Origin of the sequence: Pseudomonas sp. S5F11 (assembly GCF_019641515.1) — a bacterium.
Classification (GTDB): Bacteria; Pseudomonadota; Gammaproteobacteria; order Pseudomonadales; family Pseudomonadaceae; genus Aquipseudomonas; species Aquipseudomonas rhodesiae.
The window spans coordinates 4515576-4530362 of record NZ_JAIFJZ010000001.1 but is presented as its reverse complement, the minus strand read 5'-3'; the positions used below and the strand labels follow the sequence as shown (position 1 = coordinate 4530362).

The 14787-nt window shown below is 53.6% G+C and carries 11 protein-coding genes and 1 pseudogene; 3 read left to right on the top strand and 9 right to left on the bottom strand.

Annotation, left to right across the window (positions count from 1 at the left end):
- Nucleotides 1-144: 144 nt before the first annotated feature.
- Both K1567_RS20455 and K1567_RS20450 read right to left on the bottom strand, forming a co-directional pair.
- Entirely contained in the window at nt 145-1197 is a 1053-nt protein-coding gene (locus tag K1567_RS20455; protein ID WP_096426790.1) for an ADP-ribosylglycohydrolase family protein, read from the bottom strand.
- A gap of 9 nt (nt 1198-1206) precedes the next feature.
- Nucleotides 1207-1464 (bottom strand): hypothetical protein, encoded by a 258-nt coding sequence (locus K1567_RS20450; protein ID WP_096426791.1) that lies wholly within the window; start codon nt 1462-1464, stop codon nt 1207-1209.
- A 119-nt stretch (nt 1465-1583) separates the two neighbouring features.
- Between K1567_RS20450 and K1567_RS20445 the strand changes: the two genes are divergently transcribed.
- Nucleotides 1584-2459, top strand: a complete 876-nt coding sequence (locus K1567_RS20445) for a WYL domain-containing protein (protein ID WP_096426792.1) — start codon at nt 1584-1586, stop codon at nt 2457-2459.
- Between the two features lie 195 nt (nt 2460-2654).
- On the opposite strand, the gene K1567_RS20440 is transcribed toward K1567_RS20445, so the two are convergent.
- The 3 genes from K1567_RS20440 to K1567_RS20430 form a co-directional block, all read right to left on the bottom strand.
- Entirely contained in the window at nt 2655-2867 is a 213-nt protein-coding gene (locus K1567_RS20440; protein WP_172901756.1) for a hypothetical protein, read from the bottom strand.
- Between the two features lie 229 nt (nt 2868-3096).
- Complete coding sequence (locus K1567_RS20435) at nt 3097-6507, bottom strand: TM0106 family RecB-like putative nuclease (RefSeq protein ID WP_096426794.1); 3411 nt, start codon at nt 6505-6507, stop codon at nt 3097-3099.
- Nucleotides 6508-6572: 65 nt separating this feature from the next.
- Nucleotides 6573-8054, bottom strand: a complete 1482-nt coding sequence (locus tag K1567_RS20430; RefSeq protein ID WP_220698808.1) for a hypothetical protein — start codon at nt 8052-8054, stop codon at nt 6573-6575.
- Nucleotides 8055-8273: 219 nt separating this feature from the next.
- Between K1567_RS20430 and K1567_RS20425 the strand changes: the two genes are divergently transcribed.
- On the top strand, nt 8274-8921 hold the full coding sequence (locus tag K1567_RS20425) for a HEPN domain-containing protein (protein WP_033968774.1): 648 nt from the start codon (nt 8274-8276) through the stop codon (nt 8919-8921).
- Between the two features lie 239 nt (nt 8922-9160).
- Here the strand turns inward: K1567_RS20425 and K1567_RS20420 are convergent, their stop codons facing one another.
- From K1567_RS20420 to K1567_RS20410, 3 genes are all read right to left on the bottom strand, one after another.
- On the bottom strand, nt 9161-9829 hold the full coding sequence (locus tag K1567_RS20420; protein ID WP_034100791.1) for an inovirus Gp2 family protein: 669 nt from the start codon (nt 9827-9829) through the stop codon (nt 9161-9163).
- A 489-nt stretch (nt 9830-10318) separates the two neighbouring features.
- Entirely contained in the window at nt 10319-10498 is a 180-nt protein-coding gene (locus K1567_RS20415; RefSeq protein ID WP_023442851.1) for an AlpA family transcriptional regulator, read from the bottom strand.
- A 78-nt stretch (nt 10499-10576) separates the two neighbouring features.
- The gene (locus K1567_RS20410; RefSeq protein ID WP_179113964.1) at nt 10577-11437 is read right to left on the bottom strand and encodes a hypothetical protein; all 861 of its coding nucleotides are present in this window, start codon (nt 11435-11437) and stop codon (nt 10577-10579) included.
- Nucleotides 11438-12098: 661 nt separating this feature from the next.
- On the opposite strand from K1567_RS20410, the gene K1567_RS20405 reads away from it, so the two are divergent.
- The gene (locus tag K1567_RS20405) at nt 12099-12779 is read left to right on the top strand and encodes a hypothetical protein (protein ID WP_146018919.1); all 681 of its coding nucleotides are present in this window, start codon (nt 12099-12101) and stop codon (nt 12777-12779) included.
- Between the two features lie 1500 nt (nt 12780-14279).
- Here the strand turns inward: K1567_RS20405 and K1567_RS20400 are convergent.
- Nucleotides 14280-14680, bottom strand: a pseudogene (locus tag K1567_RS20400) (transposase); the annotation flags it as partial.
- Nucleotides 14681-14787 lie beyond the last annotated feature (107 nt).

Below are 14787 nucleotides of genomic sequence, written 5' to 3'. Positions count from 1 at the left end.
CACTCGCCGGGCATCAGCACATCACTTTGCGGTGCCACTGTCTTTGTCCAACCGCATCCTTCACATTCAAAGGTGAAGGGCCTGGGTTTGATGGGCATTCTAAAGCTCCTTGGTCTCTTCGCTGATGTATTGCCATCGGTGCATTCAACTGCCCGGATAAGCCAATTCGATCTGCTCGTCGAACGCGCCACCAACCCCGCAGTAATCACGTGGAACACGCTCAAGATCCTCGGCTACCTGCACGATCACCTGGCGCAGTTCCAGGCGTTCGAACCAGCGGGCAGGAATGGCAGCAGCACCATACTGGGCACCCAACAAGTGCCCGGCGACAAGCCCTGTGCTGTTGCTATCGCCACTGTGATTCACCGCCGTGATCACCCCTTCTTCGAGTGATCGTGCTGTCAGCGCACACCACAGTCCAATCGCCAGCGTCTGTTCGGCGACCCAACCACCGCCAAGATCGCAAATGCGTTGCGGGGTTGGCTTATAGCCCTCGTAAAAGAAGAACAGCACCCGTTCAATAAGGCTGCGCGTTTCTTCCATACCAGGCACTTGCCCATACTTGGCCAAACTTTGAGTCACGGCGTGTTCCAGGCTGTCTTGTAGATCGACAACACGCTGAAGAATGTCTGCGAATAGCCCAGCCGCCAGGTAGCCCGTCGGATGCCCGTGCGTCAGGCGCCCAGATTGCGCTGCGTAGTCAAATGCATTGGCAAAGAATGCACAGGGCGCAACACGTACCAACGCGCCACAGCCTTTGCTGTTGTTTTCGGCAACCGCTCCCAGCTGCGCGCTGGCCTTGAGTGCGCTCAGGCAGGTTGTGCCAGGGGCGCGACGAGACCAGAGCTCCACCTGCTCGATCAGCCAGCCATCTGCGGCGACCGGTGTCGTCGAGGGGTAATCCTGGGTCAGCAGCCAGCGCAGCAACGCGTGGTGAATAACGCTCGGGACATGGCACGCCTGCCGTGAACTGCCAAGCACAAAAGCGCGCAGTAAACCTTCTGCGGTGAACAACATCATCTGCGTGTCGTCGCTGATGGCACCGGTTATGCCGTAAGCCGGGGCAAAATCAATGATGCCCTGCGGACCGAACCTGGCCTCGATGGCAGGCCACTCAAGAAACTCCACGGGGGCGCCGAGCGCGTCTCCGACAGCACCGCCTAGCAGGCAGCCTTTGATCCGTTCAAGTCTGTTCATGCCCTTCTCTTATCGCTCTGCACAGATCAAGTTCTGCAAAATCATGAGCTTGCTTTGCAACTGCTCGATGTGCCTTTTCTCAGCACGCAGTGCCGAACGTAGCTCCCGGTTTTCCATTTCCCAGATCCGCGCCCAACGCGCGTCCTTGCGACAGGCGAGCGCCACGTGCCAGATTTCTCGCAACCTCAGGTACTGCATCAGGAGCACCGTCAAGATCATCCCGATCAACACCAGCGCCCCTGTCGAAACCGCTTCAGACATAGTCATGTCCACTTCCTTTCGTGACTTCAACTTATTTCGAAGACAGACACACGATATGTAGTGATTAACGACAGGTCTAGAATGTAGACTTATACAGGTAAAGTATTCGCGCACATGGAGAGGGTATGAAACGCAAGCAATCCATTGAACAGGTACGCTGGGACCTGGCACTTCGCTATCGTTTGATCGAGACCGTTACCTGGTGGGAAGGCAGGCTGACCACGGGGCACTTGATGCAGAGCTTTGGCATCAGCCGCCAGCAGGCGTCCAAGGACATCAATACTTACATCAGCGAGCATGCGCCCAAAAACTTGACATATGACAAGCAGCTCAAAGGGTATGTGCCGAGCAAGCAGTTCAAACCCCTGTTCATCGACGACAGTGCCAGTGCCTATTTGCACCTGCTCTATCAGAACAATGAGCGTGCCCCGCACATCGACGGACTGGCACTGGCCTATGCGCACACCAAAGTGTTGGAAGTGCCGGATCGCCCCATTCGGCCGGAGATCCTGCGCCCCTTGCTCAAGGCTTGCCGCGAAGGCCTGCGCCTGGAAACCGAGTACGTGTCGTTTAATACCCCGAACGTAGAGGTTCGCCTCATCGCCCCTCACACGCTGGTCTACACCGGCATGCGTTGGCATGTGCGGGCTTACTGCGAAAAGAATGGCCAGTACCGCGACTTCGTGCTCAGCCGCCTGCGCGGGCAGCCGGACCTGCTCGACGAATCGCCGAACACACGGGAGCTGGATGAAGACTGGAATGTCGAGATTCCGGTTATCTTCGAGCCCGATGGGCGATTGAACGAGGCACAGAAGGCAATCATTGAAACCGACTTCGGAATGACGCAAGGACAATTGGTGGTGCCCAGCCGCAGGGCCTTGGTGAAGTATGTGTTGATGCGTTATCGGATCGACCCGCGCAACCTGGCGACGAGCCCTGAGGCCCAGCAAATTGTGGTGAGCAACCTCAAGGAACTGAGGCCGTGGCTGATGAATGACTGACGCTCAAATCCCTGAGACGAGGGGCATGACGCCCCGAGTCGATGGCCAGTTAATGCTCGTTCAGCCGCGGGTGTATCTGCTCAACCCTATTCGGAGGACGACTCACCCACGGCCAGCCAAGAAGAGATCCAACCGTCGAGGATTTCAGCCATACCGGCTGGCGACATCTGTATCAACAGTCAGGGCTGTCCCCAGTCACTGTAGCTTCCGCCCCATGCCTTGGGCCTCGATGATCATGCAGTCGAGCAGAGCGAGCATGTCATCGACGTCAATTTCCTGGAAGCAGCCCTTCGCCTCCTGCTCCAGGATCATGGCGGCGAATTCCTCGCTGTATTCGACCTCACCCTCGGTTTCAACTTGCGCAGGTGCTGGGTCATCCGAGTGACCATCCTCTTGATCGTTACACATCACGAACCTCGCGTTGAAATGGGACCTTAGCTGAACGGTCGCGCCAACATGGCCCAAGCAGACACCCGTTGGAAGCAGAAAAAGGACGGAGTTGTCGACGTTATCGGCGTTTGTCAGGCCGAATCAGAGGCACGTCGGTCCAGCTCCTGTTTCATCTCCATGTATTCACGGACAAACTCGTAGCCCTTCTTGGCAACGACGATGACACCGATAATTGCGAACAGATTTTTCATAGCACAACCTCTTGGGATTGACGGGTTTCGTCGACCGTTCCGAACCTGACCGCCATGCACAAGCCGTTGACCAGGTTCATGTCTTGCGGCGTCTGGCAACGAATGGCCATCAGATCAGGACTGGCGACGATACAAGCCAGCGACTTCGCCCGACTGACTGCTACATTCAAACGGTTTTTCGAGTACAGGAAGCCGATGTCCCTGGGCAGGTAGTCTTCATTCGACGTCGCCATCGAGACGATGACAATCTCTGCCTCTTGCCCCTGAAACTTATCCACAGTGCCGACGCGCGCACCCGCCGGCAGCACTTGCTTCAACAGCTGTACCTGCAAATTGTAGGGCGCCACGACCAGGATGTTTTCGAGAGACACCGCGTGCTCCTCGCCGGTGTTATCCACAAAGCGCTGCTGCAGAAAGTACGTGTACAGCGCTTTGACGTACGCGGCTTCTTCATCGGAACTCTGGCCGTTGCCGTCGTGCTCAACAGGGCAAAACATCAGTCCGCTGCCCGGTACGTCCGGGCGCTGGCCATCCAGTCGCAACACCTGCCGCTCGGCTCCTGGTGCCGACGACAGCTGACCTTCGTACACCGCATGAGAAATGAATGAGCAAACGTGCGGATGCATCCGCCAGGTTTGCGCCAGAAACACCCCACGGTCAGGCGCAATGGTGGGCGTGCCATCCAGCAGATAATCGAGGATAGAGTCACCGGAACGGCCAGGGTGCACGCCTTGCACGGGTTGCGACAATTGCATCTGGTCTCCCATCAAGACGATGTTGCGTGCCGCAATGCCCATGGTGACCAGGTTCGCCACGCTCACTTGCCCGGCCTCGTCGATGAAGAGGTAATCCAACGCCTCGGTGAAGGTCTCGTCGGCAAATAGCCAGGCGGTACCCGCAGTCAGGTCAATTCCCGGCCCCCAGGCATCAAGGAAATCCTTTTTGTCTTCGATGGAGCGAATGCAGCGACCAGTGAACTCAGTGCCATCTCCCTCCGATGACTTTTTCAACCCCTTGAATGCAACGCCCTCTGCTTGTGCACGAGACTCAACAGCAGCCAACAGGTTGTTGATGGCATGGTGCGAATTGGAGGTCACACCGATGCGCTTGCCTGCTTTGAGCAGGTCAACAATGACGTGCGAGCCCGTGTAGGTCTTGCCGGCACCCGGTGGCCCCTGAATAAACAGCACGCTGTTCTCGAGGTTGCGTACCACCTGCTTGATGGCATCCGTCGTCGTCAGGCGTGGATCCAGCAGTGGCGCACCCGGCTGGACGTCTTTCACCCGTGGAACGCGTCGATGGAGAAAGTCCGCCACCGCCTGGAAGCGCTGCTCACCGGCCAAGACGCTGTCGGCATAGCGAAACAGTGCCTCGCGCAGCGAAGTCGATGGAATCGGCCTGCCGGGAATCATGTCGAAGTCATCCGGTGGCGCTTTGTTCGCGGTGGCTTTGAACATCGCCAGACACGCGTGACTGTCCAGGTTAACCAACTGCACATTGGCCAGGGACTCGGTGATGACGCCTTGGGAACCCGTGCGCATCTTGCTTTCTTGAGGTTCGAAACTGTATTCAAACAGAAATGATTTCTTGATCGGTTCGGGCGGCGTTTTTGTACGCCGCAAACCGGCCAGGCTCTCGATATCCTCCAGCAGCTCCTCAGTGGTCATGTCCTGACGACTGAACAACTGCCACCATGTCGGCTTGTCTGCCCGACGGTGGAAGTCGAGCAGTTGGAAGGTGAGCAACCTGACTTGATCCGCTTCGCTCAGAGCACATTCGGCGGCGGACAAGCCAGCGAGCAAACGATCGCGATAGCTTTCCAGACGAACCTCGATCTCCTTTTGTTCCGCTACAGCTTTCTCGCTTTCTGCTTCAGGCTCGGAAAGAGTGCTCGCATCCGAAGGTTTAATGCTCAAAAGCCAGTTGCGCAGAAGATAGGTGGATAGCACGTCGTCTTCGTTGTACCGCTCGATCTGCTCGAGCAACGCCGACTCGCCAGTCTCTTTCCAACGCTCATAAAACACGATGCTCGCACCGGCATTGGTAACGTCGCCGTCGCGCTGCCCCATGTAAAAATGCTCGATGTTCTTGATCGAGTAGCTGGGCTCAGACACCCGGATCGCTTCGCGCACGACCTTGTAGAGGTCGACCAGCTTGCCGTTGCGCAGCAACCAGTCCACTTGTGCCTCGCGTGTACCGTGCTGGCTCATCAGGCGCTTGATGGCCGTCTCTTCATAGCTGGCATAGTGGTAGACATGTGCGCTGGGGTAACGCTTGAGGTGGGCGATGACCCAGTCGATGAACTGCTCGAACGCGATCTTTTCTTCCTCTCGGCTATGTGCCCAGAAGGGTTTGAAGGATTGTTGGCCACCTTCGTCGATATACAGACCGAAGAGATATTCCAGGCCGCCCTCCTCCAGCGGATTGCCCTCCATGTCGAAAAACAGATCGCCTTCAACCGCCGTGGGCATTCGGCTAAAACCACGCCTTTTCCCCACGACCGGCAGAAACTCGAACAACGGGCCATCACTGGAACGCCCCTGGAACTGCAAACGCGCCTGATGGCGCAACTTGCCCAGCGACTCCACTTGCAACTTGGGGATGCGCAAGTCATCGGTACTGTTCGCCAACTGCTGCAATGTGGTCACTCCACCAGCCTGCAATTTCTTGATTTGCGAGCGGCTGATGCCGGCGACTGCCGAGAGGTGATCGTCTTGCAGCCGTTGTTCGTCACAGCGATCGCGCCACACACAAAACCCGCAATGCCCGCATGGCTCCGGGTACGTCACAGGTTGTCCGTCACCGTTCACGAACGCCGTGAAACGCTGCAGCACTTGCTCCAGATAATCGGCGTAGTCAGCGACCCGAAACGCCTGCTCCGTACGCGCAGAATCACCCAGTACGACATACATGAACTGCGGCTGTATGCCCTGGATTGCAATCAGCATTCGCGAGTAAAGCGCAACCTGCACAAGGAACTTGGCCTTTGCAGACTTGGCCAGCTTGGTGTCGATCACCTCATAGCTATGATCGCCCAGCGTCGACGCCCGCGGCACCTTACGCAGGAAGTCGGCATGCCCAATAAAGGCACCTTCCTGGAGCGAAGCCTGGAAGATGATGTCCGCACCAGCCTTCATGGCCTCAATGGTCAGTTCCACCCGCCGCGCGAAACTCGGATTGCCCTCGGCAATGTCGACTACGTGAGCATTTTCGCGTTTGAGTCGTTCAAGAAACGTCGCTTCATGAGCGAGCCCCTTGCCCTGGATCAGGCGGTTCTGCTCGCTTGCCGGCGCTTTTTCCATAGGGGCAACAAGATGCTGAAGGTCCAGTGCCGTTAGGTGCTGGCACTCCAGAAAACCACAGATGTCTGAGGCGGAATACAACTGAACGCCGTTCCGGGTTTGCATGGTTGTATTCCACCCTGTGAAAGGCCGAGGGGCACATGGTGCTGCGCAAATGTTGCGTGTGTTGCTCAGGCGTCGAGCGAGCAGTCCTGGTAAAACTGCTCGAACAGACTCGTTGGCGAGTGCTGCGCATCAAGCAGGCCGAAGTGCTTGCCCACGTTACGCCCCAGGGCCATGAGTGTCCTTGCAGAGTTCTCGGTACCGGCATAGCCGGCACTCACGATGTAGTCGACACGATCCTTGTCGGTCGTCGCTCGCGCATACGCGTTGCCCGTGATCAACACATCCACCAAGCAGACACTGACGCGCTCATCACCGACTGTGAACGGCTCGAGGGCCTCGGTAGCCAGGGCCGCACGCAATCCGTCCTCACCACCGGCGACGATGCGCTCAAGCTGTGCAAGCGGTCGGCCGAACAAGTCGAACTCTTCAATGGAAAACGGGAAACAGTAGCCCTGTGCAGTGGTACGCGTGAGCGGCTTCTCGTCACGCGGCTGGGCCACCAGCCATTCAACAAACGAGGCTTTGTTATCGAGAGCACCGCTGTAGCGGAAGGCCAGATAATCCTTGAGAACCTGGCTGAAAGGATGCCCCGTGGGCACCCAATTATTGCCTCCACGCTCGCAGTCCTGCGCCTCGACTTCTGGCTTACCCGCTATGGAATTAGACGCCAGCGCCAGACCAAAGCAGCGAAGGTCATAGCCAAGCATGAACAGGCTGGCCTCGAGGGCATGGCAACGCGCGGGGAGAGTCCCTTGCCCAGCAAACCAATTGGTACGCTCGAGCAGCGCTCGAATAATCCAGCCCAAGCGCACTTGCCAACGCGCCCACTCGGCATAGTCGATCGTCGAAAACTGCGGCGCCGCCACGCTGTTCAGGAACGCTCCCGGGTTGCGGATCTGGCTGCCTCGCGCGCCGCCGGACGGGAACATCAGCAAGGGTTTACCACGCCCCGCCCACTGCTGGCGAAACAGCGAATACAACATGGCAATCGCAGCGCCCACACGGCTGTCATAGATTGGAGAACCGGACAAATCGAGCAAGGCGTGAATCTTGGTCAGTCCAGAATCGAAACGCTCGACACTGCTAGCGTCGAGGTCATCCAGGTCATTGTCACCCTCGAGCGTCATGAGTCCGGCCATCTTTTTCAGGTAGCCCGACAACTCGCCTTTGGCCGCCAGCCGGTGCAAGAACGGTATGGCGCCCCGCACGCCGCCCCAACGAAGAATCTGCAAACACGCCTGAAGCGCTTGTTGCTCATCACCTGCGTTGACCGCACTCGTCAGCCACTCACGCAGTTGCCCCAAAGAGCGTTGGGTTTCAGCCCAGGTTTCAGACTCAACCACACTCTGGTTGGAGTCGTGCCAGCTTGCCTTCCAGCGATAGTGCTCAAGTACCCGCTCAATCCCCTGGACATCAACCGTCAAACCGCCAGGTACAAACTTGCTGGACTTGAAGCGCAGCTTGAACGTGAGCGCCGGCAAGTTGGCTGCCAGCCATGCAACGAAAGATTCCACTTCGGGTTGTGCCAGGAACTGTTCACGCTTCATGCAAGCCGCCTTGCGGGCAATGTCGAATGGCCATACCCTAAGCAAAATGGCAGGCCACGTCCACGTTGTCTGTTCATACAGGTAAACAAATTGAGCAGGTTCTAATGCCCTGAATAGACGCTTTTCAACGCCAGCGGCGATTGGCCCGGCCACCTGTAAAGTTTTCAGGCACACGCTACCTCTTTACCGACCGCCCACGACTTCAAGGATCGGCACTTCATGGACCATCAAGCACTCAAAGCCCGTCACCGCCAGGAACGTGAAGGCCACCATCCCAACCTCACCTTGCGCGTTCATCGCGCATTAAGCTGGCTGAATCGCGCCGAGCAGGCGGATGATCTTGATGGGCGCTTTATCTTTCTGTGGATCGCCTTCAACTCTGCCTATGCCACGGACATTGATGAGCAGTTCCGACTTTCCGAGCAGTCCACGTTCAAGGCGTTCCTGGACAAACTCTGTGCGCTAGACACGGCCAACCTGATCGAGAACCTGGTCTGGTCCGAGTTCTCAGGCAGTATCCGCGCATTGCTGGACAACCCCTACGTATTTCAGAGTTTCTGGGACAACCAGAACGGCAAGATCAGCGAGCAACAGTGGACCGAGCGGTTTGCCAGCGGTCGACGAGCAGCGCAGCAAGCGTTAGCCAACCGCAATACCCCAGCAGTACTCGGTGTTCTGTTCAATCGAATCTATACATTGCGTAACCAGGTAATGCATGGGGGCGCAACCTGGAACAGCAGTGTGAACCGGGATCAACTGCGTGACTGCTCGAACCTCCTCGGCAAGCTGGTGCCTGTGATTATTTTGCTGATGTTGGATAACCCGGAAACGCTATGGGGTGATGCTTGTTATCCGGTTGTTGCTTAGGCAGACCACATTCCAATCCCGCGATGACCGGTGAAAAACCAAGTGATTCCGCTTGCTGCTTACACTGAGTGGAAGGCGTTCACACGCGTTTGAATATGCGCGAATGCTTTGCCTGTAGGAAGTCAACGCAACAAGAATTTGAATTCGGGGCTCGAATTTGTCCTCAGTGACAAAGCCCTCCAAGCCCTCAGGAAGGCAAACTGACCTGAGGGCTGGACTGGGAACAAGCTACTTACCCTCTATCCTCGGCTGAATCCGAAGCCATGAGCGCCCTCCCCATAACGCTTCGTCGCAGCTTTACAAAGGTAGCTGGCACGATGAAACAGATCAGGTAAGTAATCCACATTCCCTGGCCGGACCTCCCTGTCTACTCGGTATTCCGCATTAGACGGGATATGTACCAAGCCCCTCACTTGCTCAACCTCGCACTTCAACGCACTGGCCCAAGCCTCCTGCATGCGGCTGATCATGTTCGGCCTCTGTGGCTGCAACCGCCCGATTGTGTAGTAGGCGTCCCTGTTGAGCAGGATCAGCAGGTGGTAATGCTGTCGCCCTGCCTCGCTCCTCTCTCTCGCCCAGACGTAACGCACCCTGCAGTCATGGGCGTACTTGTTCTGCTCACGTGCTTTCTCACGATTGTGCTCAATTTTTGCTTTGAACGACTCGATGAACCTACTAATCACACGGTTTGACAACGCATCATCCGGAATACCCCCAAAACGCGGAAGACGCAGGTCCACCCTGAACGCAATCACCCTAGGATACTGATCAAGTGCAAGGTTGATGGTGCGACTCAGGGCTTCAAGGTATCCAAGTATAAAAGGGCCTTTTTCACCCATTATCGGCAGGCCCTGAAAAGTATCTGCTGAGTACAAACGAAGATTACGGTTCTCTGAAAAACGACGCATGGTTACTACCTACTCTACTGAAGTTCATATCTTCAGTCGGCTTGGTAGTTATTTACACGTTCACCGCAACCCATTGAGCTAGACCTCAACGAGCTCATCACGCAGATACCAAAGTTCAATATCGATCACCTAAACCATACTGCCAACCGCAAGGTATAAAGTAGACATTCATGATAGATACCCGCTAGAGGGACATCTATGACCTTAACCTAATGATTCAATATCAGGCCCTGCATGAGTGACAGGCAGGAGTTATTAAACAGTAGCGCTTAGAACACTAAAGCATACTACCCGCACCGAAAGCTCCAAAAGCATAAGCCCTAGAGAAAGTTAAAGCATTCCTGTTCAGAGCCAGAAAAACAACGCCACCAAAAGGTCCGGCAAAAAAACATCATGTCCGGGAGTCAACCGGACATGATGTTTTCATTGAAAGAAAATAAAGCAAACAAGAAGCAGACCAGCTGCCAAGAACAACCCTATCAATACCTACTAATTTCTCTCAACTAGCCTAGACTGAATCCAGGAATGAACCTCTGACTCCAACCAGCCAACAGAGCGCCCGCCTAACGAAATAGGCTTCGGAAATATCCCTTCAGCAACGTACTTATACACCGTAGATCGGGCCAAACCAGTAATTTCAATAACCGTTTTCATTCGAAGTATGCGCATGACCAACTCCTCAAATCCGTACACAGGATCTAGGAGGCCGGTAAAGAGTTACTGACCATTACTGGCATACAGAGCGATTTACCCCCGATACCGATAGCGCGTGGGAGTATGAACCTGAAAAAGAAGGCCAAAACGATAACGGTCAATCTCAGGCATCTCCTCCTCACTTGAAAACCTCTCACACGTAGGCTCGCCAAGATTGCTCTCATTCATGACATAGCACTCTCCTGCTCGAAAACTATTACCAGGAACAATCAACAGAGACCGGCCAACAGCAAACCGCCCAAAGTATGTGCCGGGCTCAAAACTCGGCAGGATCTGCAACCCGGCAATTTCGTACGCAAAACCCTTAGCACTTAAAACCAAACTCTGCACACGCCGAGCCATCAAAACAGCGACTACATAAACGAACTCAAAAAACAGCTCGCTTCGAAGGCCATCATCCTTGAAATCTCGCCCTGTGCCCGTTCCTTTACTGAAATCTTTCTTGATTCGCAGCTGCAATTCATCATCAGAATTAAACTGACCTAGTTCCAAGGCTTTCCAATGCTTGGACAGTAGCCCTGACGCGTACTCCTCCAATCTAACCTGAAGCGCCCTCGACGAGCTTCTATCCTTGGCTAAAGAAGAAAACAACCCCGCCAGCGCATTAAATCTATCGCTATCAGGCAGTATTCCAGAAAACTTTTTATGCCTCTCGAATTCCAGCCCTTTGCCAAGCCCCGCAGAGCCAATGATGACTGCAACCTCACTCATCTCCCCCGAATCCCCACTGGATTTCGAGACGAAAGTTAGCACGATCGCTCCCGAAGTACCTTTTTGAAAAAAACCATGATGAAAATTAATAAAGTAAACTGACTTTGAAACGCCCAATACAACAGATGTTGCAACACCCGGAATCACCCCTCTCATGACCCTCAGAGCGATCAGCTTGTGCACCTGGGCCTTTATTCGATCTCGATTCAGACCAGTAGCCTGGGACAGCCTGGATACTCCGATTCCCCGTACAACCCCAAATTGATCGGCGTATAGAAGCAGAGTGGACAGTAGCAACCGATTACAAACACTCAAGCCACCCTTACAATTTTCCGCAGAAGGGTTCAGTACGTGATCAATTCTCGGTCTATTTATCACATTGAGCTTTTTGTTTTCGTCTTCTAACAACCTAGACAACTTACTTGACGCCCGATACCCACTCTTGGGGCGTCCCCGCCCGCAGACGATAGGTGTGCGTATCAAAAGATCTTCGGCCACCAATTCAGCCAGAGCGCTAGATACCACACGATCCGTAGCACCTGAGGCCTTGGCTAACTCCTTAACCCCGATTGTGATCGACTCCCACAACCCGTACATCTGCACGAACCTTACAAGGACAAACTTCGCCTCAGGGCTCACCCCAGCCAATCCAAGACCCAACAGAACGCAGTGCATCACCCACCCTCACCTCTTCAGGAAGGCAGCCATTAAATCGTAGAATAACACCCTGTTTCAAGCACATGTAGAATAGTCTATGCTACTACGTAACGTCACTCCGTAACGACGCATTAAAAATTACCCCATATAACCTTTAATTCTAATAAGCGCATTAGCGAGGGATTCCTTGGAAAAGGCACAAAACAGACTTGGATGGATAAAAAAAGACAACCAAGACATGCTGAAGTGGGCCATTCGATATTTAAACAATCACAGAGCAAGTATTCCCGAGCAAATCACCTACGACGGGCTTATAAGGGAATCTGAGAAATGGCCTGAAGGCAGTGAAATACGAGAGCTCTTAAAAAAGATGAAAGGCGCCTGGCGCCAAAAGAAACTGAGAGAAAGCCTAAATGGGAAAAAGCCCAGCAACTTTATACTTTCGAATTCAGCAAAGAAATGTCTGGAAAATTTAGCCAAATCAAGACACAGCACCATAACCGAAACACTGGAGTGGTTAATTAAAAATGGAGTTGAAATAAAAAATCAATACCGCGACCAACTCAACGAGCTAAACAAGTCCCACCGCAAACAACTCGACGATTATCAAATAGCGGCTATCACTCTCACTGAAAAACTAAGCGAATCTCTAACCGAAAACTGCAAATTAACCCTTCAAATCGAAGCATTAACCCCCACCCCGAAAAGTCTTCCAACCCCACATAAGGACCAGATCGAAAATCTTTTCAGAAAGAAAAAATCAACACTCTTGAAATCAAGTTCAATCATCAAAAGAGAAGCCATACGCATACACGAAAGGCAGATACAACCAACAATCCACCACCTTGAGCAGGAGCTGGAGAAATGAATAGCTCCTAAAAATCACCCAATCAGTACTGCAACCGAAAAATCATCGGAAGATAAACCGCGTCCTGCGCTCAGTATTTTATTTCCGTCTGATACCTAACTGGTTATGAATTTTAATTTTCGGCATAACAATGCAATTACACCAGCAACCTTAGATATTCTTTACTTACTAAACCGAGGCTTCATACGTCTGAAGATACGACTTGGAGAATCACTAAGACCAAACTTTAGCGTGTCACCCAGCACCTTCTGACCGACTTTTCTAGCCTGGCCACTGGTACCAAATCACACCCATACTTGGAAAGCACCTCTGCCACAACCAAGTTTTCAGAAGTATTCCGTCAGGTCTGTTACGGGAGATACTGCACCGTCACTTTAGGTAGTCTTGGAGTAAGATCCGCGAACTCGGCAACACTACTTAGACCCGACTTTTATTCCTTTCAAAACCCTCAAAGACTATCTTTCTATAGACGACCAAAAATACTCAAAAGCTAAAACTCGGTCAAAGCTTTCCAAACCTGCTCTTGATTGATTGGCCACTTCAGCCAAAAAAGATCCAGCACTTGGCCGGCTGGACCGGCGAAAACATCACCAGGTAGCAGCTAGTGAAAGATACAAATTCTTAATACCTCGCAAAGTAAGTACCCTCAGGGTAGCAACTGACCCTTCAACATATCCTCGCAAGCGTCAAGAAACTTTATACTAATTGCATGACCAGCTCATTACAGTCGGGCGAAAGCCAACTTGCCGCCAGGGATTTAGTTATCAACCACCAAGGAAATCCTTATGCAACCAAAATAAAAAATCAATAACGCTTTATAACTCATGATCATAGCGTCGGCCATGTAAGCCTAAGACTGCATCACCTGACACAACTAGGTGAGATATCTAGCCTGATTATAACTTGTCCGGATTTTGCTCCTCTCGGCATGCGCCAATTCACGCTCGATCACGTCCGAGCGAGATTCCATCTAGTTGAGCATGGTCCAGGCGCTGGCGCGAATGTCATGGGCTGAAAAGCCGATGCGGTCCTTACCCATGCGTTCGGGTCCTCGACTCAATGTCGTTGCTGTCATGCACTCATCCGGCTTGCGATAATAAGGAAATAGCAACCGATTCGCTCCGTATAGGTGAGAAGCTCACGTAGAAACTCGACCGCCGGAAGACGCAATTCGGACAGGATCCAGATCAAATCCCACCAATCCGCCCTGCAGAGTTCTACTGTGCGAACAAAGATGAAAGCATCATATGCAGCACAATCCACGTAGTCTTGTACAAGCTGTTCGGCCTGTCTGTTGTGCGCCGGGCGGACACCCCAGAAAATCCGTGACCTAGTATTTCTCGCTCATTGCGCACATCAGCCAGTCCGATCTCTCGGGATGCCTCGATCAACTTGCTGCGCAGTGACGGCAAGTCGTAATCTGCTCGGCAAGCAGCGCTATTTGCTGAAAACAGCCTGACGCAGCGTGCGTCGAGGGCGTTTTCTGCCCGGTTCTCCGTATTAAGCGCGTGACTCGCCCATACTCATCAGGTGTTTTCGAGCCATCCGCAGGTTCGACAGAGCGAACAGGGTGGTCAACTGAGCCGTGTTTTTCATCAGCCCGCGAAAGCGTACTTTCACGTATCCAAACTGGCGCTTGATCATCCGAAACGGGTGCTTGACCTTGGCGCGCGTTTGGGCTTTGAGATACTCGATTTTACGCTTGGCCTTGTAGATCAGACCGCGCTTGTTGAGCTTGGAATAGGTGCCGCGCCGGGCAGCGATCTGCCAGATCACCTTACGACTTTTGTGCTCCTCGCGCTTCTCGACACCGGTATATCCGGCGTCCGCGTACACCGCGTTTTCGTCGCATGCAGCAGCTCTGCGACCTGGGTGACGTCAGCTACATTCGCGGACGTACCCTAGGTAAGCGGTTGTGAAGGAACGATCTAGCAATAGCACACTGTCAGCCCCCCAAGGACCAAGCAAATCCTATCGGCATTCCAAATGGCATTCCAACAAAAAAATC